Below are 24,506 nucleotides of genomic sequence, written 5' to 3'. Positions count from 1 at the left end.
TAGGGGCTGACTGTGAACGCGCACTTCGGAAATGCGCCTAGAAACAGGCTGTTACTTTTCGTCCCGCATCACAGCAGGGCTTTGAGCAGCTTGCCCATTTCCGAGGGGTTACGGGTGACCTTGAAACCACACTCTTCCATGATGGCGAGTTTGGCGTCTGCCGTGTCGGCGCCGCCGGAGATGAGTGCGCCCGCGTGGCCCATGCGCTTGCCCGGGGGCGCGGTGACACCGGCGATGAAGCCGACGATGGGCTTCTTCATGTTGGCCTTGCACCACTGCGCGGCTTCGGCCTCATCGGGGCCACCAATCTCGCCAATCATGATGACGGCATCCGTCTCCGGGTCGTCGTTGAACATCTTCATGACGTCGATGTGCTTGAGGCCGTTGATCGGGTCGCCACCAATGCCCACGGCGCTGGACTGGCCCAGGCCGAGTTCGGTGAGTTGCGCCACGGCTTCATAGGTCAGCGTGCCAGAGCGGCTGACCACGCCGATGCGGCCCTTGCGATGGATGTGGCCGGGCATGATGCCGATCTTGATTTCTTCAGGCGTGATGAGGCCCGGGCAGTTGGGGCCCAGCAGCAGGGTCTTCTTGCCCCCAGCGGCTTCCTTGGCCTTCATCTTGTTGCGCACCATCAGCATGTCGCGCACGGGGATGCCTTCGGTGATGGCAATGACCAGGTCGAGGTCAGCCTCGACGGCTTCCCAGATGGCGTCAGCGGCGCCGGCTGGCGGCACATAGATGACGGAGACAGTGGCGCCCGTTTCCTTGGCGGCGTCCTTGACGGAAGCAAAAATGGGGATGTCGGAGAACTTCTCGCCCGCCTTCTTCGGGTTCACGCCAGCGACGAACGCGTTCTTGCCATTGGCATACGCCTGGCAACCGAGGGTGTGGAACTGACCGGTCTTGCCCGTGATGCCCTGGGTAATGACCTTGGTGTCCTTGTTGATGAGGATGCTCATGATGGTACTTTCCCAGGCGATTACTTGACGGCGGCAACGATCTTGGTGGCCGCTTCGGCCATCGTGTCCACGCTGATGATGGGCAGACCGGAATCCGCCAGCATCTTCTTGCCCAGGTCTTCGTTGGTGCCCTTCATGCGCACCACCAGCGGCACGTTGAGGTTCACCGCCTTGCAGGCCGTGATGACGCCATCGGCGATGGTGTCGCACTTCATGATGCCGCCGAAGATGTTGACCAGGATGCCCTTGACGTCCGGGTTCTTCAGCATGATCTTGAAGGCCTCGGTGACCTTCTCGGCAGTCGCGCCACCGCCCACGTCCAGGAAGTTGGCCGGCTCGCCGCCGAACAGCTTGATGGTGTCCATGGTGGCCATGGCCAGGCCGGCACCGTTGACCAGGCAGCCGATGTTGCCGTCGAGCTGGATGTAGGCGAGGTCGAACTTCGAGGCCTCGACCTCGGCTGGGTCTTCTTCGTCAAGGTCACGCAATGCCACGATTTCAGGGTGGCGGAACAGCGCGTTGCTGTCGAAGTTGAACTTGGCGTCCAGGGCGACGACGTTGCCCTTGGAGTCTCGGTTCAGGGGGTTGATCTCGACCAGGGAGGCATCGGTCTCCATGTAGCACTGGTAGAGCTTCTTGAGGATGTCGACGGTCTGGGCAGTGGAGTCAGCTGGCATGCCGATGCCGTCGGCGACTTCCTTGGCCTGGGCATCCGTCAGGCCGGTCAGCGGATCAATGAAGACCTTGATGATCTTCTCGGGCGTGCTGTGGGCGACTTCCTCGATGTCCATTCCGCCTTCGCTGGACGCGATCAGGGCGACCTTCTGGGTGCCGCGGTCGGTGACCACGGACACGTAGTATTCCTTCTGGATGTCTGCGCCATCTTCGATGTAGAGGCGGTTGACCTTCTGGCCCTCGGGCCCGGTCTGGTGGGTCTTGAGCTGCATGCCCAGGATGTCGCCGGCCAGACGCTTGACGTCTTCCAGGCTCTTGGCCACCTTGACGCCGCCGCCCTTGCCACGGCCACCGGCGTGGATCTGGGCCTTGACGACCCAGACGGGGCCGCCGAGCTTCTCAGCTGCCGCGACAGCTTCGTCTACAGAAAATGCCGGGATTCCTCTTGGGACCGGCACACCGAATCGGCTCAGGATCTCTTTGCCTTGGTACTCGTGGATCTTCATTGGGGTCTCGCAGTGTGAGCGTTCTCATCGAACATGACAAAGCGCGACGCGGCCGATCGGGCTGCGCCGGGCGCATCGGACAACAAGGGTCGCTTGTTGCGCTGCGTCATGCAGCATAGCACTGCCGGGCCCCTACGACGAGGCCGATTCGTCACGCAATCCGTCACCGCGCACCACGCGGCGGATCACTTCTGGGGAAAACCCGCGCCCCGCAAGAAACCGGCTCTGGCGTACGCGCTCTGTCGGCTCGGACGCCGGCTCGCCGAAGCGCCGAAGCCACACGGCGTGCGCCCGCGCGAATTCGGTATCCCGCAAGGCCTGAATGGCCTCACGGGCGATGTCGTCAGGCAAGCGGTGTTGCGCCAGCTCGGCTTGAACCCGTGCCGCGCCAAAGCGCGCAGCCTTGCGGTGGACAACCGAATCGGCAAAGCGCTGGGCAGACAGAAAGCCCAGCGACTCCAGTTCGTCGAGCAGGGCGTCGACCTGCTCGGCCGACTCGGCATGGGGGCCCAATTTGCGGCGCAACTCCACCCGGGAATGCTCGCGCGCCGCCAGGTATTTGAGGGCGCGCCCTTTCAGGGACAGCTGGGCCACGCCTCAAAGCCCTCCAGCACCTCACTCGTCGGCGTCGGCCGCCGCGCCACCGCCCACAACAGCCGGCAGCAAGGTGATACCAAGTGATTCACGGATCTTGTTCTCGATCTCGTGGGCCAGATCGGGGTTCTCGCGCAGGAACTCACGCGCGTTGTCCTTACCCTGGCCGATCTTCTCGCCGTTGTAGGCATACCAGGCCCCCGACTTGTCGACGATCTTGGCGTTGACGCCCAGATCGATGATCTCGCCTTCGCGACTGATGCCTTCGCCGTACAGGATGTCGAACTCGGCCGTCTTGAACGGGGGCGACACCTTGTTCTTGACCACCTTGACCTTGGTCTCGTTGCCGATGACGTCATCGCCCTTCTTGATCGAGCCGGTGCGGCGAATATCCAGGCGCACCGAGGCGTAGAACTTCAGCGCATTGCCACCGGTGGTGGTCTCAGGCGAGCCGAACATCACACCGATCTTCATGCGGATCTGGTTGATGAAGATGACGGTGCAGTTGGTCTTCTTGATGGTGGCGGTCAGCTTGCGCAGCGCCTGGCTCATCAGGCGGGCCTGCAGGCCAGGCAGGGCGTCACCCATCTCGCCTTCGAGTTCGGCTTTGGGGGTCAGCGCGGCCACCGAGTCGACGATGATCAGGTCGACCGAGCCGGAACGCACCAGGGCATCCACGATCTCAAGCGCCTGTTCACCGGTGTCGGGTTGGGAAATCAGCAGGTCGTGCAGGTTGACGCCCAGCTTCTGGGCGTACTGCACGTCGAGCGCGTGTTCTGCGTCGATGAAAGCACACACGCCGCTCAGCTTCTGCATCTCGGCCACCACCTGCAGGGTCAGCGTGGTCTTGCCGGAGGATTCGGGACCGTAGATTTCGATCACGCGACCGCGGGGCAGACCGCCGACGCCCAGCGCAATGTCCAGCCCCAGCGAACCGGTGGACACGACCTGGATGTCTTCCGCGACCTCGCCTTCACCGAGGCGCATGATCGAGCCCTTGCCGAACTGCTTTTCGATCTGCGCCAGCGCGGCCTGCAGGGCCTTGGCTTTTTCGGTACTGAGGGCGGATTTGGCGTTGGCGTCCATGCGTGGCTCCGGAATGTCGGCGTTGGGTTCGTTGAAACTGGACGCCATTATGACAAAAGCTGGATGTTTGTACAGTACCCTGTGATTCCCTCTGTGGGGTGACATCGCCACACGGTATCGCCGTCGAAATTGATTTGCCGCAAGACCCGTGAGGCTGACCGGCGCGAAGATGGTTTCAACGGCGATACGGCCCGAACCTGAGAGGAGCTCATGCAAGAACACCATCCGCTGATCAAAGATTTCCCCGAACTGCGCGACAAGATCCACGAACTGAAGTTGTCCAGCGCCCATTTCGTCAAGCTAGAGCGTGAATACGAAGAGGTGGACAAGGAGGTGGTTCGCCTCGAGAACGGCATTGAGCACAGCTCCTCGGCCGAATTGGAGCAAAAGAAGCTCCGCCGTGTGGCTTTGAAGGATGAGCTGTACGCCATGCTGAAGGCTTGACCCGGCCTCAGCACACCGAGCAAGGCATTGCGGCACTCGCCCCGGATCGGGGCAAGGCGTCCGCGCCTCGGGGCCCCGCGCCACAAGCGCCGGGCCCTTTTCCTTTTCGACTGCGCAGAGGCGGCCACTTAAAATGGCGAGATGACGTCCCCCGCCTCCGCTCAGCACACCCCACAACCCTCCGTCCCGCCCATGCGCCTGTCCGGCCTGGAGCCGGTGCTCATCGGACAGGGCACGCTGTTCGTCAACGTGGGCGAGCGGACCAACGTCACGGGCTCGAAGGCGTTTGCGCGGATGATTCTGGAGGGGCGGTTTGAAGACGCCCTGTCGGTGGCCCGCCAGCAGGTGGAAAACGGCGCCCAGGTCATCGACATCAACATGGACGAGGCCATGCTCGACAGCAAGGCCGCCATGGTGCGCTTCCTGAACCTGATCGCAGGCGAGCCGGAGATCGCCCGCGTGCCCATCATGATCGACTCCTCGAAGTGGGAGGTGATCGAGGCAGGCCTGAAGTGCATCCAGGGCAAGGGCATCGTCAACTCGATCTCGCTGAAGGAAGGCGTCGACGAGTTCAAGCGCCAGGCCACGCTGATCAGGCGCTATGGCGCCGCCACCGTGGTGATGGCGTTTGACGAGGTGGGCCAGGCCGACACCTATCAGCGCAAGATCGAGATCTGCGAGCGCGCCTACCGCATGCTGGTCGATGAGGTGGGCTTTCCACCCGAAGACATCATCTTCGACCCGAACATCTTCGCCATTGCCACCGGCATTGAAGAGCACGACAACTACGCCGTCGATTTCATCGAGGCCACACGTTGGATCAAGCAGAACCTGCCGGGTGCCAAGGTCTCGGGCGGCGTGTCGAATGTGTCGTTCAGCTTCCGCGGCAACGAGCCGGTGCGCGAGGCCATCCACACTGTGTTCCTGTACCACGCCATCCAGGCGGGCATGGACATGGGCATCGTCAACGCCGGCATGGTCGGCGTGTACGACCAGCTCGATGCGCACCTGCGTGAACTGGTGGAAGACGTGGTGCTCAACCGCAAGCCCGTCTACAAGGACGGCGAAGACACCTCGCTGACGCCCACCGAACGCCTGCTGGGCATTGCCGAACAGGTCAAGGGCGCAGCCAAAGACGACACGGCCAAGCTGGCCTGGCGCGGTACGGCCGACGCGCCCGCGTCGGTGGAAGACCGCCTGAGCCACGCCTTGATCCACGGCATCACCGAGTTCATCACGGTGGACACCGAGGAGTGCTATCAGAAGATCAAGGCCGGCGGCGGCCGGCCGCTTCACGTGATCGAAGGCCCGCTGATGGCCGGCATGAACACCGTGGGCGACCTCTTCGGTGCGGGCAAGATGTTCCTGCCGCAGGTGGTCAAGAGCGCCCGCGTCATGAAGCAGGCCGTGGCCCACCTGGTGCCCTACATCGAAGAAGAAAAGCGCCAGCTGGAGCTGGCCGGCGGCGACGTCAAGGCCAAGGGCAAGATCGTGATCGCCACGGTCAAGGGCGATGTGCACGACATCGGCAAGAACATCGTCACGGTGGTCCTGCAGTGCAACAACTTCGAGGTGGTCAACATGGGCGTGATGGTCCCGTGTAAGGACATCCTCGACAAAGCCAAGGAAGTGGGCGCCGACATCATCGGCCTCTCAGGCCTGATCACACCGAGTCTGGAAGAGATGCAGTACGTGGCGGCCGAGATGGAGCGCGACCCGTACTTCCGTGAGCGCCAGACGCCGTTGCTGATTGGCGGCGCCACCTGCTCGCGCGTGCACACGGCCGTGAAGATCGCGCCCAACTACTCAGGCCCGGTGGTGTACGTGCCCGACGCCTCACGCGCAGTGGGGGTGTGCTCTGACCTGCTGAGTGAAGAACGTCAGGCGGCCTACATCGCCGAGTTGAACGCCGATTACGAGAAGGTGCGCCAGCTTCACGCCAACAAGAAGGCGACGCCCATGGTGTCCCTGGCCGAGGCCCGCGCCAACAAGGCAATGGTCGATTTTGACGGCCACACGCCCGAAGCACCGAAGTTCATCGGCCGCCGCGTGTTCAAGAACTACGATCTGGGCGAACTGGCCGCCTACATCGACTGGACGCCCTTCTTCCAGACCTGGGATCTGCATGGCCCCTTCCCGGCCATCCTGGACGACGCGGTGGTGGGGGAGCAGGCCCGAAAGGTCTATGCCGACGCACAGGCCATGCTCAAGAAGATCATCGAAGGCCGCTGGTTGACAGCGCACGGCGTGATCGGCCTGTACCCCGCCAACACGGTGGATGACGACGCCATCGTGCTGTATACCGACGAAGCGCGCACCGGCGAACTGATGCGCTGGCACCCGCTGCGCATGCAGACCGAACGCCCGGTGGTGGATGGGGTCAAGCGCCCCAACCGCTCATTGGCAGACTTCGTGGCTCCCAAGGGGACCAAGCCCGATTACGTCGGCATGTTCGCCGTGACCGCCGGCCTGAACATCGAGAAGAAGGAAGCCGAGTTCATGGCCCACCATGACGACTACTCGGCCATCATGCTCAAGGCCCTGGCCGATCGCCTGGCAGAGGCCTTCGCCGAGCGCATGCATGAGCGCGTGCGCAAGGAGTTCTGGGGTTACGCCCATGGCGAGGCCCTGGACAACACGCAGCTCATCAAGGAGCAGTACCGCGGTATCCGTCCGGCGCCCGGCTACCCGGCGTGCCCCGACCACACGGTCAAGCGCGACATGTTCAGGGTGCTGGACGCGCATGAGATCCACATGCATCTGACCGAGAGCCTGGCCATGATGCCAGCGGCCAGCGTCAGCGGCTTCTATCTCTCACACCCCGAGGCGGCCTACTTCAACGTCGGCAAAATCGGTGGGGACCAGGTCGAAGACTGGGCCGCCCGCACCGGGCTGAGCGTCACGGATGCTGAGCGGGCGCTCGCGCCACTGCTGTGAGCAAGCCACTGGCGCACGTGGACGACAGGACGAAAACGTGAACGATTGAACGTTCGCCGTCGCTTCCTCGCCCTTTTGTTGCAACCACTTACAGCTGTGGCGGATTGACAGCACCCGGCGGCGCAAGTGCGTGGCAACCTTCGCCCGCATCTTGCCCTCGCCGCCATGAACGCCGCCTCACACCTCGCCCACCCCAGTCCCTTGTTGCGCGCTTGTCGCAACGGGCTTGCGCTGGCCGCCCTGGCAATCACCGTGGTGATGGCGGGATGTGGCGGGGGTGGCGGCGACAAGGAATCAGGCAGCACCCCGGCACGCTCGTCTGCCCTGTCGGTGCCGCAGAACGACGCAGAAGCACACCGCTTCCTGGTTCAAGCCACGTTCGGCCCAACCCCCTCCGACATTCAACGCGTCAAGGCGCTGGGCTACAGCGCGTGGATTGATGAGCAGCTGGCCAGGCCTGCTGGCGGCAGCTACTACGCGGTCGTCAAGCGCGAAATGGCACGCCGTAACGCTTCGGATCCGTACTGGCTCGATTTCAACCACGCCTGGTGGACATTCGCGGTGCAGGATAGCGCCCAGCTCCGCCACCGCGTGGCGTTCGCTCTCTCACAGATTTTCGTGGTCTCCAACCTGTCCGTTGATACACGGCTCGTTGCAACCTACATGGACACGCTGACGCAACGTGGCACGGGCTCCTACAGAGAGCTACTAGAAGCCGTGGCGCTGCATCCGGCGATGGGCACATACCTTTCTCACCTCTACAACCGCAAGGAAGACCTGCAAACCGGTCGCGTGCCCGACGAGAACTTCGCCCGAGAGGTGATGCAGCTGTTCTCGATCGGTCTGCACGAGTTGGACGACAGTGGTCAACCCAAACTGGTCAACGGCAGGCCAGTCGAAACTTACACGGCCAGCGACGTCTCCGGCATGGCCAAGGTATTCACGGGTCTGGGGTGGTACCGCGCGCCGGATCAGATGGGTATTGCCTGGTGGCGCTGTTTCTGGCGGGCTCCCGAGTGTGCACGGGAGGAGCAGTACTGGCGCAGCATGAGCTTTTATGACAACGAGCATTCGGTGTCAGAAAAGCGCTTCCTTGGCGTGGTGATCCCCGCACAGCCCACAGCCAACCCTGCCGAAAGCTTGCGCATTGCGCTGGACCGCCTGGCCAGCCACCCCAACACGGCGCCATTCATCAGCCGTCAGCTGATCCAGCGTCTGGTAAGCAGCAATCCCAGCCCGGCTTACGTTGCTGACATCACGCGCGTGTTCCGCAGTTCAAACGGCAACATTGGGGCCGTCGTCAAGGCCATTTTGCTTCACGCGGAGGCACGCCAACCAGAGCAGCGCAATGTGGATCAGACCGCCTACGGCAAACTACGCGAGCCCGTGCTTCGGCTGACCCATGTTCTGCGTGCCATGCCTCATCAGAGCGTCAATCTGTCTGCCACAAGCGGCAACCAGCAGATGGGCTACTACCTGTCAGGCGACACTGAGAACGCAGCGACAGGTCTGGGCCAGGCGCCACTGCGATCACCCTCCGTGTTCAACTTTTTCCGCCCTGGCTACACGCCGCCCCAATCGCTGACAGCGAGCAAGGGTCTGGTCGCACCGGAAATGCAGATCACCAGCGAGACCTCGGCGCTGGGCTACGCAAACTTTATGGCGTCGGCCCTGCAGAACGGCTGGGGCCAATGGCACAGCAGCCTCAACCGCCTGGATGTGCAGTTCCAGTTCAACGAGTTCCTGCCCCAGGCCGGGCAACGCGATGCCCTGGTCAACACGCTGGCCAACCGTCTGCTCGGCCAACCGCTGCCTGCTGAGCGCCACGATCAGGCTGTGGCCGCACTGGGCACCATCGGCCAGGACGGCAGCCTCACCGAGGCCCAACGGCTAAGCCGTGTGCGCTCGGCTGTGCTGTTGATCACGCTGTCGCCCGAGTACCTGATTCAGCGCTGAGGCACCATGACCCAACACGCACGCCGCGCCTTTCTCCGCCACGCCGCCGCGCTGTCCTCGCTGGGCGTCGCGGCGCCCCTTGGCCTGACCTTGGGCACCATGACACGGGCAGCGGCCCAGTCCTCAGGCAACAGTGGCTACCGGGCCCTGGTCTGCATCTTCCTGTACGGCGGAAACGACGCCTTCAACACCGTGCTGGCAACAGACTCGGATTCGTGGTCTCACTACCTGAACCACCGCGATCCCAGCGCCCGCAACTCGGCCGATGGCAGCACGCCCATCGCATTGCGTGAGGCCGGAATCCACCCCAATCCAGCGGCCAGCGCCGACTCGCCCGATCGCTTGGGCGGCGTCCTGCCCATCAGCCATGCCGGCCGCTCGGTGCACACAGGCCGCAGTTTTGCGCTCCACCCGGCGCTCAAGGAAACACAGAACCTGTACCAGACCGGGCACGCCGCCGTGCTGGCCAACGTCGGCCCGCTGCTCGCCCCCACGACCAAGGCCGACTGGGCCAACGCGCGCATTGCCAAGCCGAGCAAGCTCTTCTCACACAACGACCAGCAGTCGATGTGGCAGTCGTTCGGCCCCGAGGGCACGCAGGCCGGTTGGGCCGGTCGCATGGGCGACCTGCTGATGGCCGGAAACGGCCAGGGCAACAGTGACGATGTTCACCTGATCCGGCGCTACTTCACCTGCATGACGCCGACCAATGCGGCCGTCTGGCTTTCGGGGCACATGGTCATGCCTTATCAGAGTGGCAGCAGCCGCGTCCTGACGCTGGGCAATGGTTCGCAGATCTATGGCAATCGCGGTGTGTATGCGGCCGCAGAAGCCTTCCTGTCGGCCACAGGGCGCCAGGACATGATGGCGCAGGACCATGAGCAAGTCGTGCAACGCGCCTTGCGGGCCAGCGGTCTGCTGGCACCGAACCTGCCGAGCGGCGGCCTCGGACCATGGGGGACCCCCACGGCGAACAACTACGACCCCAATACCGACGACCTGTTGCGCTACCTGAGTCCCACAACCCAGACGCGACGTACCAATCCGCTGGCCGTGCAACTCCAGATGGTGGCCAGGCTGATCGATACCAACCGGGTGGCTGGCCTGGGGATGCAGCGTCAGTTCTTCATGGTAGGGCTCGGCGGCTTCGACACGCATGACTCGCAGGTTCGCGATCACGCCGAGCGCATGGCCCAGCTTGACCATGCGCTGAAGTACTTTCACACCGTACTGGGCTCCATGCCCGGAGGCGACATGCGCAGTTCGGTCACGACCTTCACCGCATCCGAGTTCGGTCGTACGTTCACCAGCAACGGCGATGGAACCGACCATGGCTGGGGTGGGCATCAACTGATCATGGGTGGCGCTGTACAGGGTGGCGAGGTGTACGGCACCTTCCCGCAATACAGCACGGCCAATGCCCAGCGGGTGTTTGGCAGCCCGGACCAGATCGACAACGGCTCGCTGTTACCAACGACCTCGGTCGACCAAGTGGCCTACACATTGGGCCGGTGGATGGGCGTCTCCGCCAGCGACATGAGCACCTACGCCCTGCTGCCGAACATTGGCAACTTCAACAGCAGCACCCACGATCTGGGCTTCATGCGCATCTGATCGCGGTGCGAGCCCGGTCAACGCCGCAGCAGCGGCTTGAGGTAGCGGCCCGTGTGACTCTGGGGTGCGGCTGCCACGTCCTCGGGCGTGCCCGCCACCAGCACCTGTCCGCCGCCCGAACCGCCCTCGGGGCCCATGTCGATCAGCCAGTCGGCGGTCTTGATGACGTCCAGGTTGTGCTCGATGATCACAATGGTGTTGCCCGCGTCGCGCAGCTGGTGCAGCACCTTGAGCAGCAACGCGATGTCGTGGAAGTGCAGTCCGGTGGTCGGCTCATCCAGGATGTAGAGCGTGCGGCCGGTGTCGCGCTTGCTGAGCTCCAGCGCCAGCTTGACGCGCTGTGCCTCCCCACCTGACAGGGTGGTGGCGCTCTGGCCCAGCCGAATGTAGCCCAGGCCCACGTCCATCAGCGTCTGCAGCTTGCGGGCGATGGTGGGCACAGCGGCAAAGAACTTCAGCGCATCCTCCACCGTCAGCTCGAGCACCTCGTGGATGTTCTTGCCCTTGTAAGCAATGTCCAGCGTCTCGCGGTTGTAGCGCTTGCCCTGACACACATCGCACGGCACATACACATCCGGGAGGAAGTGCATCTCGACCTTGAGCACGCCGTCGCCCTGACATGCCTCGCAGCGGCCACCCGCCACATTGAAGCTGAAGCGCCCCGCACCATAGCCGCGCTCACGTGCAGCCGGCACATCGGCAAACAGCTCTCGGATGGGCGTGAACAGGCCGGTGTAAGTGGCGGGGTTGGAGCGTGGCGTGCGGCCAATCGGCGACTGGTCGACGTTGATCACCTTGTCGAACTGCGCCAAGCCCTCGATCTCATCGTGCGGCTCGGGCTCGGTGTGCGCCTGGTACAGCTTCTTGGCCACCGCCGCATACAGTGTGTCGTTGACCAGTGTGGACTTGCCCGAGCCAGACACCCCGGTCACACAGGTGAGCAGGCCCACCGGGATCTCGGCGGTCACGCCCTTGAGGTTGTGGCCGCGCGCGTTGACCACCCGCAGGCGCGGGGTGTCGGCTGAAAAGGCACGCCGCTGGGAGGGCAGTGGAATGCCCAGTCGCCGGGCCAGATACTGGCCCGTCAGGCTGTCCGGGTGGGCCGCCACTTGCTCGGGCGTACCCTGAGCGAGCACGCGGCCGCCGTGCACGCCCGCGCCGGGCCCCATGTCGACCACATGGTCAGCGGCGCGGATCATGTCCTCATCATGTTCGACGACGATGACACTGTTGCCCAGGTCTCGCAAATGCTGCAAGGTGCCGATCAGACGGTCGTTGTCGCGCTGGTGCAGGCCGATGCTGGGCTCGTCCAGCACGTACATCACACCGGTCAGGCCCGACCCGATCTGCGAGGCCAGGCGGATGCGCTGCGCCTCGCCACCAGACAGCGTGTCGGCGCTGCGGTCCAAGCTGAGGTAATTCAAGCCCACGTCGTTCAAAAAGCGCAGACGTGAGCGCACCTCGTTGACCACCTTGGTGGCGATCTCCGCCTTGGCCCCCTGCAGCTGCAGGGCCTCAAAGTAGCGGTGGGCCTCGGCCAGGGTGGCGTGGCCGATCTCGTAGATGGCGCGGGTATCGCCGGTGACGGCATCCAACAGCTTCACATGGCGGGCTTCCCGGCGCAGGCGCGTGCCGTGGCAATCCGGGCAGGCTTTGGGCTGCTGATAGCGGCCGAGCTCTTCGCGCACCGCGGCCGAATCGGTCTCCTTGAAGCGGCGCTCGAAGTTGGGGATGATGCCCTCGAAGGGGTGGGAGCGCTTGACCTTGCGCTTCTTGCCCGACGGCCCATCGGCCTCGTAAACAAAGGTGATCTCTTCTGTGCCCGAGCCATAAAGCAGCACCTGCTGCACGGCCGTCGGCAGGTCTTCGAACGGCTGCTCGATGTCGACGCCGTAATGCTGGCCCACCGATTCGATCAGGCTGTAGGTGTAGGGGTTGCGGCGATCCCAGCCCTTGACTGCCCCGCTGCCCAGGCTCAGGGACGGAAAGGCCACCACACGGTGGGGATCGAAGGCGATCACGTGGCCCAGGCCATCACAGGTAGGGCAGGCGCCCACGGGCGAGTTGAATGAGAAGAGGCGCGGCTCCAATTCGGCCAGCGAATAGCTGCACACCGGGCAGCCGAATTTGGCCGAGAAAAGGTGTTCGGCCCCGGTGTCCATTTCGATGGCCAGAGCGCGGCCCTCAGCCAGGCGCAGTGCCGTTTCGAAGCTCTCCGCGAGACGCTGCGCCATGTCGGCGCGCACCTTGAGACGGTCGACCACGACATCGATGTCGTGCTTCTCGTTCTTGACCAGAGGCTGAAGATCGGCCACCTCGACAACCCGGCCATTGACGCGAAAACGCACATAGCCCTGGGCCTGCATGTCGGCAAACAGCTCGGCGAACTCACCCTTGCGGTCGCGTACCACCGGCGCGAGGATCATGAGCTTGGTGTCCTCGGGCAGGGCCAGCACCGCGTCCACCATCTGGCTGACGCTCTGGGCCTGCAGCGCCAGACCGTGGTCGGGGCAGAAGGGCGTGCCGGCGCGCGCGTACAGCAGACGCAGGTAGTCGTGAATCTCGGTGACCGTACCCACGGTGGATCGCGGGTTATGGCTGGTGGCCTTCTGTTCGATGCTGATGGCCGGCGACAGGCCCTCGATCACGTCGACATCGGGCTTGTCCATCAACTGCAGAAACTGACGCGCGTAGGCGCTCAGGCTCTCGACGTAACGGCGCTGCCCTTCTGCATACAGCGTGTCGAAGGCCAGGCTGGACTTGCCCGAGCCCGACAGCCCGGTGATCACCACCAGCTGGTTGCGGGGCAGGTCCAGGTCGATGTTCTTGAGGTTGTGCGTGCGCGCCCCGCGAATGTGCATCTGGGGGCGCAGGGCGTCGGCAACGGTAGGAACGGCAGGAGCAGCAGAGCGGGACATCGGCGGCGATCAGAGGTCAACCGGACATGATACGTCCGACTGCGAATGCCCCGCCGATCTGTTCAGCGCATCAGGTGCTGCTTGAAGAACGTTGTCTGGCGCGCCACGGTCTGCTCGAAGAAGGGGCCGGTGTAAGGCGAGAAGTGATCCGCGCCCTTGAGCTCCAGGTACTCGCCCTTGGGCAGGCTCTTGGCCACGTCGCGCACTTTGGCGACCGGAATGAGGCCATCGTTCTCTGCAGCCACGATCAGCGTAGGCGCAATCACGTCCTTGGCGCGGTTGCCGGGGAACCAGAAGGGCAGACTCAGGAACACGCGGGCGGCCACGCGGTTCTGCATCGGGTCTTGCTGAGCCGCCGCCGGCACCAGCTTCTTGTAGCCCTCGTAGCACTCGTCGCAGATCAGCGCGGCGAAGCCGCCATCCTTGTCGATCACGGGCACATAGACCGGCTCTTCATCCTCACCGCGCATCAGGTCGCGCAGGGCGTACCAGGTGGCCATCGGCTGGTACTTGATCGGGTACCTGAGCCCGCTGGACAGGCCGCTGACAAACGGCACCTGGGCGCTGACCGCCTTGACCACGTTCGGGCGCTCGGCCCCGGCCACCAGCACCTGACCGCCGCTGTAGGAGGTGCCCCAGATGCCCAGGCGCTGGCCGTCCACCTCGGGGCGCTTGCTGATGGCGTCAATGGCCGACAACCAGTCCTGCACGTGGGCCTTGCCGTCGACCACGCGGCGCGGCTGTCCCCCGCTCTTGCCGAAGCCCCGGTAGTCGAAGCGCACCACGGCAAAGCCCGCCTGCACGAAGCGCTCGGCAAAAGCCGGCAGCCCCCAGTCTTTCAGGCCGCCAAAGCCATGGGCGATCAGGATGACCGGCGGCTTCTGTCCTGCTGGCGTCTGAGCAGGCAGCCACATCTCGGCATCGCAGGTCACCTGCTGGCAGGGGAAGCTGGCATCCACCACCTTGTGCGCAGCGGCGGGCTGTGCGGCGAGCTGCGCCGGCTGCGCCGATGCGGTGGCAGCCACCAGCGCCAGGGCGCTCAACCAGGGACGGGCAAAATGGGCGTTCATGGGGTCTCCTCGTGTACGGCGAAAATCGGTACGATCACGTACCACGCCGCGCACCTTAGGCCCCGACAGTGGTACTGTCAAGTACCAGACCCCGCAGTCAGGGGCCTTGTCGTGTCACCCTGCGCTCCCCGCCCCACCCCGCCATGTCTGATTCCGCCACCGCCCCTGTCGACCACCGCACTCGCCTGCTGGATGCGCTCACGCTGGCACTGATCGAGCGCCCGTATGCCGAGCTGACGATTGCCGACATCGTCGCGGGGGCACACGTCTCACGGCGGACGTTCTACGAGCAGTTCGAGAACAAGGATGCCTGCTTGTTGGCGCTGTGCGAGCGCCTGAGCGAAACCATCCTGGGCCTGATTGCTGCAGGCTACGACCCGGAGGCCGATTGGGTGGCGCAGCTCAGTCGGGTCACCGACCTGTACCTGCAGGCGCTGCAGGCGCAGCCCGCACTGGTGCGCACGCTCTACATCGAGCTCATGCAACTCGGGGCGCCCGGCCTGGCGATGCGCCGGCGCATCGGCCAGCGGTTTGCAATGTTCCTGATCATGCAGGTCGAACTGTCACGCCTGCGCGAGCCAGGCAAGCGCCCGCTGAGCCCGGCACTGGCCACCGCCGTCGTGGGGGGCGTCAATGAACTGATCCTCCAGGCCATCGAGGAAGGCCGCGCCGACCGCCTGAGCGAGCTGGCGCCCACCGTCAGCGAGTTCATGCAGGCGGTGCTGACCTCGCTGGAGCCGCCGGCTGCCGCGTGAGCAGGCCGGCCCGTGCCGGGGGCCTCAAGCCGCGGTATCCGCTTCGTCCACACAGGTGGCTTCGATGCGGCCCAGGCGCTCGATCTCGATGCGCACCACATCGCCTGCACGCAGGTACTTCGGCGGATCGTAGGCCGCGCCCACCCCGCTGCAGGTACCGGTGAAGACGAGGTCGCCCGGCTCCAGCGTCATCACCTGCGTGAGCTGTGCGATCTGAGCCCACACGTTGTGGATCATCAAGCGGGTGTTGCTGTGCTGACGTAGTTCGCCATTGACCCAGGCGCGCATCTCGAGCGCATGCGGATCGCCGACCTCATCGGCCGTGGTGATCCAGGGGCCGAAAGGTGCGTGGGTGTCAAAGCTCTTGCCCAACGTCCACTGCGACGTGCGCTTCTGGATGTCGCGCACCGACACATCGTTGCCCACGGCATAGCCGAACACCACCTCGTGCGCCCGCTCGGCCGGCACATGGCGACAGCGCCGGCCGATCACGGCGACCATCTCGGCTTCGTAGTCGGTCATCTGCGAGATGCGGGGCAGCACGATGGGCGCGTAAGGCGCATGAATCGCATTAGCCAGCTTGGGAAACCAGATCTGGTGCTCGGGCACGGTGCGGCTTTCGCCGACGATGCGCTCCTGCACATGCTCCAGGTAGTTCAGGCCAATGGCCAGCGTCTTGCCCGGCCGCGGGATGGGCGCCAGCAACGTCACCGCCGCCAGTGGCAGCCGCGGCTGAACGGGCGCTGAGGCGAGGGCCGCCACACGTGAGGCAAGCGTCGACCACTGCGCGATCAGGTCGATCATGGGCTGGTGGGCCGACAAGCCCCCGCCCAGCGCCGCACTCAGATCGATCACCTGATCGCCCTGCACCAGGCCGACGGCGGTGCGCTCAAGGTATCGGAAGGTACACAGTTGCATGACAGTCCTTTCTACGCTTCGCGCAGACAGTCGACAATTTTGAGCCGAGCGGCGCGCCAGGCGGGGATGAAGCCCCCCAGCACACCCATGATCAAGGCAAACACAAGCGACTGCACGGCAATGGCCGGCGTCAGCTGGAAGCGAAACGCCAGTTCGGAGAAGGTCTGGAAGTTGACGGTCGAGATGTTGACCGTCTGCATGAAGGCTGCGCCCCCAAGGCCAACCAGCCCCCCCACCAGCGACAGCAACAGCGACTCGCCAAGAAAAGCCGACAGCACGGCCGACCGCCTGAAGCCGAGCGCACGCAGCGTGCCGATCTCGCCGATGCGCGAGGCCACGGCGGCAAACATCGTGATCATGGCACCCACCACCGCGCCGATCGAAAAGATGATGGACAGAGCAAGTCCGAGGATGCGAATGAAGGTGGCCAGCGCTTCGGACTGCTCGGCATAGAACTGCACCTCTGGCTTCGCCTCCAGCGTCAGGCGTGGGTCGCTCTCCAACTGGGCCTTGACCGTCTCGAAGCGCGCCGGCTCGGTCAGCCGCAGCACCACGGTCGAAAACGCCTGGCGCCGAAAGGCCTGCATCATCTGCTCGCTGTCGCCCCAGATCTCGGAGTCAAAACCGCTGCGCCCCGCATCGAACACCCCGACCACCGTCCAGTCGCGACCGGCAAAGCGCAACGTCTCGCCCAGCCCCGCACCGGCGAAGCCACGGGCCACGGCCTGGCCGGTCACGATCTCACTCGTGCCAGGCCGAAATATCCTGCCCTGAACCAACCGCACCTGCGGCCGCAAGGCCAGGCCCAGCTCGGAGGTGCCGCGCACCGTGACGTTGCTGGGCTTGCCGGTGTCGCGCTTGGGCAGCGTGTTGAGCACCACCGGCTCGCGGCTGACCAGCTTGCGGCCCTGCCCATCGGTGGCGATCTGCGGCAGGCTGGCAATGACCGCCGCCTGGTCACGCCCAATGCCGGAGTTGATCTCGGCCCCCGCCCCCTTGCGCAGCACGATGACGTTGTCCGGCTGGCCGGTGGCCACCAGCGTCGCGCGGATGCCCTCGCTCATCATCAGCACGGTGGCAAAGACATACACCACCAGGGCCATGCCGCCGGCCGTCAGTGCAGTGGTCACGCGCCGCACCCAGAGGTTGCGGGCGATGTAGCTCAGGGGGACGGTGCGCAGGCTCATATCGGTTCGCCCCACTGATGTTCACGCCACATGGCGCAACCCTTGCACGATGTCGATGCGCGACATCTTCCAGGCCGGCCAGGCCGCCGCAACCACACCCACCGTCAGACAGGCCAGCAGCTGCAAGCCGACCGTCAGGGCCGAGACCTTGAAGATCGGAAACAGCGTGCCCACGGCGGACACAAAGGCCTGCGCCAGCGGAAAGGTGATGGCGATGCCGATGGCCCCGCCGATGAGTGCAATCATCAGGCTCTCGCCGAACAGCAATTGCACGACAAAGCGCGGCGGAAAGCCCAGCGCCTTGAGTGTGGCGTACTCGGCCAGGCGCTCGCGCGCCGTCATCGTCATCGTGTTGGCCATCACCGCCATGATGATGAGGATGATGATCAGGCTGACGGCCTGCACGGCGATCAGGATGGTCTCGCTCATGGACACGAAACCGAGCTGAAACGCCTTCTCGGTTTCGGTCAGCGTCTCGGCCAGCGAGTTCCGGAACAGGGTATCGATGGCTTGTGAGAGCTGCGGCGCCTCGTCCGGGTTCGTGATACCCACGATGAACACACCGACGAAATCCGCCTTGCCGCCCGCGTGCCGGGTTCGGATGTTCTCGGACACCCGCTTCCAGTGGATGAACATCTGCTGTTCATCCGTCTTGGCGTCCTTGCCTTCGTAAATGCCGCGGATGGTAAACGTCCACGTGCCTGGGTAGAGCGTGCCGCGCAGGGCGATGGTGTCGCCGACCTTCCAGCCGAACTGGCGCGCCAGCTTGCGGCCCACGACCGCGCCCTGCTGATCCCGAAAGAAGGCCTGTTTCTCGGCCTCATCGAGCACAAACTCGGGATACAGCGCCAGATAGCTGGGCGGGTCGACCGCGAACTGCGCGAAAAAGTTGCGCTCGGTGATGTAGATCCCGCCAAACCAGTTGGCCCACGAGATGCCACTCACACCGTCGAGCCCCTTGATGCGCTCCGCATAGTGCAGCGGCAGCGGGAAGGTCAGCGAGATCGCGTTGCGGGTGATCAGGCGGGTGCTGGAGGTGGCGTCCACGCCGGCATACCAGGCGTCCACGATGGTGCGCAGCAGCCCGAACGCCGAAATGGCCACTACCAGGCCCACCATGGTCAACAGCGTGCGCAGGCGGTGGCGAAAAGCGTTTTTGAGCAGCAAGCGCAAGACGAACATCGTGCGCCTTCAATGGCCTGCGGCCATGTCCTCATCGGGCACCAGCACGCCCTTCTCCAGATGCACCAAGCGCCCGGCCCGCGCAGCGGCCTTGGGGTCGTGCGTCACCATCACGATGGTCTTGCCCAGCTCGCGCTGCAGCGTTTGCATCAGGTTGAGCACCTCTTCACCGGTGGCGCGGTCGAGGTCGCCTGTGGGCTCGTCGGCCACGATCAGTTGCGGGTCGGTCACCAGGGCGCGGGCAATGGCCACGCGCTGCTGCTGGCCGCCTGAAAGCTCGTTGGGGTGGTGATCGGCCCGGTCGCTGAGCTGCACCATGGCCAGGGCCGCACTCACGTGTTCGTGCCTCTGGCGACGGCTCAGGCCCGTCAGCAGCAGGGGCAGCTCGACGTTCTCGAACGCCGTCAGCACGGGCATCAGGTTGTAGAACTGAAAAATAAAGCCAACGTGGGCCGCTCGCCAGTCTGCCAGCTGCGTCTCACTCAGCGTGGCGATGTCGATGCCGCCGATCTCGATGCGCCCGGTAGTGGGTTGGTCGATGCCGGCAATCAGGTTGAGCAGCGTGCTTTTGCCCGAGCCGCTGGGCCCCATCAGCGCCACGAACTCGCCGGCCTGGACATCCAGGTCGATGTTGACCAGCACGGGCAGGGTCTGCCCACCACGCTGGTAGGCCTTGCTCAGGCCACGGATGCGGATCAAGGGCTCGCTCATGCGCTCACATCCCTTCGCCGCGGTCAGGGCTGCGCAGGCCGCACGCGGCTGCCCGGCTCAAGCGCGGCACCGGGCTGCAGCACGACCTTGTCGCCCGACTTCAATGCGTCAGCCGGCTCGGGCGTCACCTCCTGTACCTCGCCGAGCTTGCGCCCCGGCTTCACGCGCACGGGCTGCACCGTCATGCGCGCGGCGTCGCCCGCGCCTTCTGTGACAATGCGCCAGACCACGGGCTGGCCGGCATGCTGCGCCAGCGCACCGGGCGGCACCGCCAGCAGCGGCTGCTGATCCGCCGCGGTGATGGGCTGAGCGAGAAAGGCCACCTTGGCGCTCATCTCTGGCAGCACGCGGGGGTCAAGCTGGTTGAAACGCACCTTGGTCGTGACGGTGGCCTTGGCCCGGTCGACCGTGGGCACGATGCTGCCCACCTGGCCAATGAAGCGCACGCCCGGCAGCGCGTCCAGCGTGATCTCGACCGGCTGGCCGATTCGCGCCTGCGAGAGGCTGCCTTCCGACACATCGGCTTCGACTTCGAGCGTGGTCATGTCGGCCATGGTGACCACCGCGCCCTGGGTGCCCGCTGCGCTCGACAGCGGCGTGATCACATCGCCCACATTGGCGTTCTTGACCAGCACCACCCCGTCGAACGGCGCGCGAATCTCGGTGAAATCACGCGCCACCTGCTGCACCTTGACCTGCGCGCGGGCCGCCGCCAACCCCGCCTGGGCCGAGGCCACAGCGGCCTGGGCCGCGTTGGCGCGTGTCTGCACGGCATCGACCGCCTGAGGCGAAACGAAACCCTGTGCCTGCAAGCCTTTGCTGCGCACCACCTCGGCCTGCGCGTTGGCCAGCTCCACCTCGGCCTGACGCACGCCCGCCTCAGCTTGGCGCACGGCTGCCTCGGCAGCCACGATGGCCGCCTGCACGTCGCTGGCGTCGATGCGGGCGATCAGCTCGCCCTGGCGCACCGCCGAGCCTTCGCGCACATGCAGCTCGACCAGCCGCCCGGTGGCCTTGGACGCCACCGCAGCCCGGCGTTGCGCCACCACATAGCCCGAGGCGGTCAGCAGCACATGCTGCTGGGAGGCTGCGGCGGTAACCACAGCTGTGGTCTGCACCGGCGTCACCTTGGGCGACAGCAGCCAGGCGAGCACACCCACTGCGACCGCGCCGCCCAGGGCCAGCCAGCCCCAGGGCCTACGACGACGCGCCGCAGGCGCGCTGCGGTCTATCCGCAGGGTGTTCAACGAAGACGAAGAAGGGGTATCGGACATGGCTCACCGGTTCGCGACACAACGCGCCCGGTGATTGTGGGCCATGTCAGCGGGCAGCGTTGAGCGCGTCGCGGGTCTGCAGCGCGACACGGCGCGCTGCGCTCGCAAAATCATCGCCGCTGCTCGCATACAAGACCGCGCGCGAACTGTTGACGACGATGGTCCCGGTGACGGCGCCGGTGGCATCCGTGCGCAGGCCGGCCTTGACCGTGGCCACCGCATCGCCGCCTTGCGCACCAACCCCCGGAATCAGCAGTGGCAAGGTGGGCGCCAGTTCGCGCACGCGGGCGATCTCTTCGGGGAAGGTCGCGCCCACCACCAAGCCCATCTGGCCGTTGGTGTTCCAGGGGCCTTGCGCCTGCTTGGCGATGTGCTCGTACACGCGCGGCTGGCCTTCGATGTCAGCCAGACGCAGGTTCTGCAGATCGGAGCCACCGGGATTGGAGGTGCGGCACAGCAGGATCACGCCCTTGCCCGGGTAACGCAGAAAGGGCTCCATGGTGTCGAAGCCCATGAAGGGCGACAGCGTGACCGCATCGGCCTGGTAGCGAGAGAACGCCTCGTGCGCATACTGCTCGGCAGTCGAACCGATGTCCCCGCGCTTGGCATCGAGGATGACCGGCACGCTGGGCGCCACGCGGCGCATGTGCGCCATCAGCTTCTCGAGCTGGTCTTCGGCCCGGTGGGCGGCAAAGTAGGCGATCTGCGGCTTGAACGCGCACACCAAGTCTTTGGTGGCGTCGACGATGGCGGCACAGAAGTCGTAGATGCGGTCCGGCTGGCCCTTCCACGCGCCCGGGAACTTCGACGGCTCCGGGTCCAGGCCCACGCACAGCAGCGACTGGTGCTGTTGCTGCGCGCGCAGCAGCTGTTCGGTGAAGATCATGTCGACGCCTGTCCCGGTTTACTTGCCGATGCGCTGAGCCAGCTCGACGGCCTTGCCGATGTAATTGCCCGGCGTCATCTCCATCAGGCGCGCCTTTTCTTCTTCCGGCAGCTCCAGCGTCTGGATGAAGGCCTGGATGGACTCGCGCGTGATCGCCTTGCCGCGGGTCAGCTCTTTCAGGCGCTCGTACGGGTTGGGCAGCGCATAGCGGCGCATCACCGTCTGGATGGGCTCGGCCAGCACTTCCCACGAGCTGTCCAGATCGGCTGCCAGTGCCTCGGGGTTCACTTCGAGCTTGCCAAGGCCGCGGGCCAGGCTGTCGTAGGCCAGCAAGGCGTAGCCCAGCGCCACGCCCATGTTGCGCAGCACGGTGGAGTCGGTCAGATCGCGCTGCCAGCGGCTGATGGGCAGCTTCTGGCTCAGGTGCGTCAGCACGGCATTGGCCAGACCCAGGTTGCCTTCGGCGTTCTCGAAGTCGATGGGGTTGACCTTGTGCGGCATCGTGGACGAGCCGATCTCGCCCGCTTTGGTCTTCTGCTTGAAGTAGCCCAGGCTGATGTAGCCCCACACGTCGCGCGACCAGTCGATCAGGATGGTGTTGGTGCGCGTGACGGCATCGAACAGCTCGGCCATGTAGTCATGGGGCTCGATCTGGATCGTGTAGGGATTGAAGGTCAGGCCCAGCTGGTTCTCGATCACGCTGCGGCTGAAGGCTTCCCAGTCGGTGTCGGGGTAGGCCGACAGGTGGGCGTTGTAGTTGCCCACGGCGCCATTCATCTTGGCCAACAGCTTGATCTCGGCGATGCGCTCACGTGCCGCAGCCAGGCGAGCCACCACGTTGGCCACTTCCTTGCCCACCGTGGTGGGGGATGCGGTCTGGCCGTGCGTGCGGCTCAGCATCGGGATCTCGGCCATGGCGTGGGCCATACCGCTGAGCGTACCGATCAGGCCGTCGATGGCCGGGAGGATGACCTGCTCACGCGCGCACTTGAGCATCAGGCCGTGGCTGGTGTTGTTGATGTCTTCAGACGTGCAGGCGAAATGCACGAACTCGCCGGCCTTCTCCAACTCGGCGTGGCCGGTAAAACGCTGCTTGATCCAGTACTCGACCGCTTTCACATCGTGATTGGTCGTCTTCTCGATGTCCTTGATGGCCTGCGCATCCACTTCGGAGAAGCGCGACACCAGACCCCGCAGGTAGCTGCGGGCCGCATCCGACAGCGGCGGCAGCTCAGGCAGACCGGCATCCGACAGCGCGATGAACCACTCGATCTCCACCTGCACACGACGGTGCATCAGCCCGAACTCGGACAGCAGCGGGCGCAGGGCAGCCACCTTGGCGGCATAACGGCCGTCCAGCGGCGACAGGGCAGAGAGAGCAGACAGGTTCATGGCAGCACACAGACAGACAGCCGACAGGCGAATCCGCCATTTTACGGCGAAGGCGTCTGCGCGCGCCCCGGCCGCCAGGCGGCACGCAGGGTGGCCGGGTCGACACGTGCCACGACCGTCATGGCCTCGAGCCGCATGCGACGCGCCTCCACCGCCACCCAGGGCCAGGCCAGGCCCAGGGTGCACACCAAGGTGATCAGGCGCCGTGCACGTCGCGTCACGTAAGCCGATACTGACAGACGGCTACGAAAACGCAGATATCGACAGCCCGTTTGCTGCCACACCAGGTTCTGGGAGGCTGCCTGCACGTATGGCCAGACCAGGGCCAGCCAGGCCATGCCACCGCCCGCAGCCAAGATCATCTGGCCGGTCAGAGGCACCCGTCCGGCCAGAGCGAGCCACGCGGCCATGATCAGACTTACGCTGGCCAAGACCAGCGCGCCGCACAACACCGCCCAGACCGCCACGCGCCCGGCCAATCGGTACACATCGCCCACCGTGCCGCGCCAGCTCAAGCGCAAGGGGCCGATCCCAAGGCCCTGCTGCCGACACCGCCACCAGGACCACAGCGCTCCTGGCAGCAGCACCAGCGCAACAAGACCGCAGCCCCAGGGCAACGCCAGGCGCAGCGGCGACGCGTCGGCGGGTGCTTCGCCGCCCCACCAGGCCAACCACACCAGCGCGATACCGGCCACCACCCAGGGCCACAGTGCGGCGTACACCTCGAGGATCGTCGCAACGAACGTCAGAGGACGGCGCCCCCAGCGCAGCGCCGAGAGGGTCTGTTGCTGGCGCGCGCCCAGCCAGAGCGGCCAGACGAGCAGTGCCACCGTGGCGGCCAGCGCGCCCGCCATCAGAGCACCGCGCACCGCGGCCAGTACGCCCAGGGCCAGTGCCATACCCAGACCGTGGCGCAGGGCCAGCGCCAGCGGCGACTCAACCTGATCGAACCGCCGACCTGCCACGAAGGTGTGCTGCAAAAAAAAGTGCTGAGCATGTCGTCGCGCCCAGGGTAGATACACGCCCAGCGTCAGCGCAGTCAGGATCAGGTGGCGTGCCCAGAGGCTGGCGTAATCGCGCGGATCGGCACGAAACGTCACGGGCCATTCCGTGACATCGCCTCTGGGAAGCGCGCCGGAATGCGGTGGCGGGAGATCGGGCGCGCACGGCTGGGTGTCCAGTTCGCCCGCGGCGGAATCGCGCATGGAGCCGATCGGCTCAGGCCAGGACGCCAGCGCCCCGCCACCTGTTGCCGACGAAAACGACGCCTCCGAGCCCATCCAGGAGGCTGGCTCGGCGTGCGAAGAACCAGGGTCTTCGGGGTGGGGCAACCTGATCACTCGCACAGCGGAACGGACACCCAAAAACGTGTTCATCGGAAACACAACTGTAACGCCGATGACCTCGGTTGCCGGCACACCTCCCCCCTGATGGGTGGG

At 65.2% G+C, this 24,506-nt stretch carries 19 protein-coding genes; 5 read left to right on the top strand and 14 right to left on the bottom strand.

Going from position 1 to position 24,506, the window contains the following annotated elements:
- Nucleotides 1-68: 68 nt before the first annotated feature.
- The 4 genes from sucD to recA form a co-directional block, all read right to left on the bottom strand.
- The gene (sucD, locus tag GTZ97_RS07140) at nt 69-962 is read right to left on the bottom strand and encodes a succinate--CoA ligase subunit alpha (protein ID WP_161649905.1); all 894 of its coding nucleotides are present in this window, start codon (nt 960-962) and stop codon (nt 69-71) included.
- A 20-nt stretch (nt 963-982) separates the two neighbouring features.
- Nucleotides 983-2,143 carry an ADP-forming succinate--CoA ligase subunit beta gene (gene sucC, locus GTZ97_RS07135; protein ID WP_161649904.1) on the bottom strand — a complete coding sequence of 387 codons (1,161 nt, stop codon included), beginning with the start codon at nt 2,141-2,143 and terminating at the stop codon, nt 983-985.
- A 132-nt stretch (nt 2,144-2,275) separates the two neighbouring features.
- Entirely contained in the window at nt 2,276-2,737 is a 462-nt protein-coding gene (gene recX, locus GTZ97_RS07130) for a recombination regulator RecX (protein WP_161649903.1), read from the bottom strand.
- A 21-nt stretch (nt 2,738-2,758) separates the two neighbouring features.
- On the bottom strand, nt 2,759-3,823 hold the full coding sequence (gene recA, locus GTZ97_RS07125; protein ID WP_161649902.1) for a recombinase RecA: 1,065 nt from the start codon (nt 3,821-3,823) through the stop codon (nt 2,759-2,761).
- A 210-nt stretch (nt 3,824-4,033) separates the two neighbouring features.
- On the opposite strand from recA, the gene GTZ97_RS07120 reads away from it, so the two are divergent.
- The 4 genes from GTZ97_RS07120 to GTZ97_RS07105 all read left to right on the top strand — a co-directional run bounded on the left by GTZ97_RS07120 (nt 4,034) and on the right by GTZ97_RS07105 (nt 10,774).
- A complete protein-coding gene (locus tag GTZ97_RS07120; RefSeq protein ID WP_161649901.1) occupies nt 4,034-4,267 on the top strand; it encodes an HP1242/YdcH family protein in 234 nt (77 codons plus the stop codon).
- Between the two features lie 141 nt (nt 4,268-4,408).
- A complete protein-coding gene (gene metH, locus GTZ97_RS07115) occupies nt 4,409-7,204 on the top strand; it encodes a methionine synthase (RefSeq protein WP_161649900.1) in 2,796 nt (931 codons plus the stop codon).
- Nucleotides 7,205-7,369: 165 nt separating this feature from the next.
- The gene (locus GTZ97_RS07110; RefSeq protein WP_161649899.1) at nt 7,370-9,160 is read left to right on the top strand and encodes a DUF1800 domain-containing protein; all 1,791 of its coding nucleotides are present in this window, start codon (nt 7,370-7,372) and stop codon (nt 9,158-9,160) included.
- Nucleotides 9,161-9,166: 6 nt separating this feature from the next.
- Nucleotides 9,167-10,774 carry a DUF1501 domain-containing protein gene (locus tag GTZ97_RS07105; protein WP_161649898.1) on the top strand — a complete coding sequence of 536 codons (1,608 nt, stop codon included), beginning with the start codon at nt 9,167-9,169 and terminating at the stop codon, nt 10,772-10,774.
- Between the two features lie 17 nt (nt 10,775-10,791).
- Here GTZ97_RS07105 and uvrA read toward each other — a convergent pair whose 3' ends face one another.
- Nucleotides 10,792-13,692, bottom strand: a complete 2,901-nt coding sequence (uvrA, locus tag GTZ97_RS07100; RefSeq protein WP_161649897.1) for an excinuclease ABC subunit UvrA — start codon at nt 13,690-13,692, stop codon at nt 10,792-10,794.
- A 62-nt stretch (nt 13,693-13,754) separates the two neighbouring features.
- Nucleotides 13,755-14,762 carry an alpha/beta hydrolase gene (locus GTZ97_RS07095; RefSeq protein ID WP_161649896.1) on the bottom strand — a complete coding sequence of 336 codons (1,008 nt, stop codon included), beginning with the start codon at nt 14,760-14,762 and terminating at the stop codon, nt 13,755-13,757.
- A gap of 143 nt (nt 14,763-14,905) precedes the next feature.
- Between GTZ97_RS07095 and GTZ97_RS07090 the strand changes: the two genes are divergently transcribed.
- A complete protein-coding gene (locus GTZ97_RS07090; protein ID WP_161649895.1) occupies nt 14,906-15,517 on the top strand; it encodes a TetR/AcrR family transcriptional regulator in 612 nt (203 codons plus the stop codon).
- A 24-nt stretch (nt 15,518-15,541) separates the two neighbouring features.
- On the opposite strand, the gene GTZ97_RS07085 is transcribed toward GTZ97_RS07090, so the two are convergent.
- The 8 genes from GTZ97_RS07085 to GTZ97_RS07050 are packed head-to-tail and all read right to left on the bottom strand — an operon-like array spanning nt 15,542 to nt 24,272.
- The gene (locus GTZ97_RS07085) at nt 15,542-16,435 is read right to left on the bottom strand and encodes a fumarylacetoacetate hydrolase family protein (protein WP_161649894.1); all 894 of its coding nucleotides are present in this window, start codon (nt 16,433-16,435) and stop codon (nt 15,542-15,544) included.
- 11 nt (nt 16,436-16,446) lie between these two features.
- Nucleotides 16,447-17,622, bottom strand: a complete 1,176-nt coding sequence (locus tag GTZ97_RS07080; RefSeq protein ID WP_161649893.1) for an ABC transporter permease — start codon at nt 17,620-17,622, stop codon at nt 16,447-16,449.
- A gap of 21 nt (nt 17,623-17,643) precedes the next feature.
- On the bottom strand, nt 17,644-18,804 hold the full coding sequence (locus GTZ97_RS07075) for an ABC transporter permease (RefSeq protein ID WP_161649892.1): 1,161 nt from the start codon (nt 18,802-18,804) through the stop codon (nt 17,644-17,646).
- A 9-nt stretch (nt 18,805-18,813) separates the two neighbouring features.
- A complete protein-coding gene (locus GTZ97_RS07070) occupies nt 18,814-19,515 on the bottom strand; it encodes an ABC transporter ATP-binding protein (RefSeq protein WP_161649891.1) in 702 nt (233 codons plus the stop codon).
- Between the two features lie 23 nt (nt 19,516-19,538).
- Nucleotides 19,539-20,789 (bottom strand): efflux RND transporter periplasmic adaptor subunit, encoded by a 1,251-nt coding sequence (locus GTZ97_RS07065; RefSeq protein ID WP_161649890.1) that lies wholly within the window; start codon nt 20,787-20,789, stop codon nt 19,539-19,541.
- Nucleotides 20,790-20,835: 46 nt separating this feature from the next.
- Nucleotides 20,836-21,675, bottom strand: a complete 840-nt coding sequence (gene pyrF / locus GTZ97_RS07060; protein WP_161649889.1) for an orotidine-5'-phosphate decarboxylase — start codon at nt 21,673-21,675, stop codon at nt 20,836-20,838.
- Nucleotides 21,676-21,693: 18 nt separating this feature from the next.
- The gene (gene purB / locus GTZ97_RS07055; RefSeq protein WP_161649888.1) at nt 21,694-23,067 is read right to left on the bottom strand and encodes an adenylosuccinate lyase; all 1,374 of its coding nucleotides are present in this window, start codon (nt 23,065-23,067) and stop codon (nt 21,694-21,696) included.
- Nucleotides 23,068-23,108: 41 nt separating this feature from the next.
- On the bottom strand, nt 23,109-24,272 hold the full coding sequence (locus tag GTZ97_RS07050; RefSeq protein ID WP_161649887.1) for a DUF898 family protein: 1,164 nt from the start codon (nt 24,270-24,272) through the stop codon (nt 23,109-23,111).
- Between the last annotated feature and the right edge of the window lie 234 nt (nt 24,273-24,506).

The sequence above is a fragment of the Aquabacterium fontiphilum genome, from assembly GCF_009909205.1.
GTDB lineage: Bacteria > Pseudomonadota > Gammaproteobacteria > Burkholderiales > Burkholderiaceae_C > Aquabacterium > Aquabacterium fontiphilum.
Note: the sequence above shows the minus strand (reverse complement) of the source record. Positions and strands in the feature narration are given on the sequence as shown.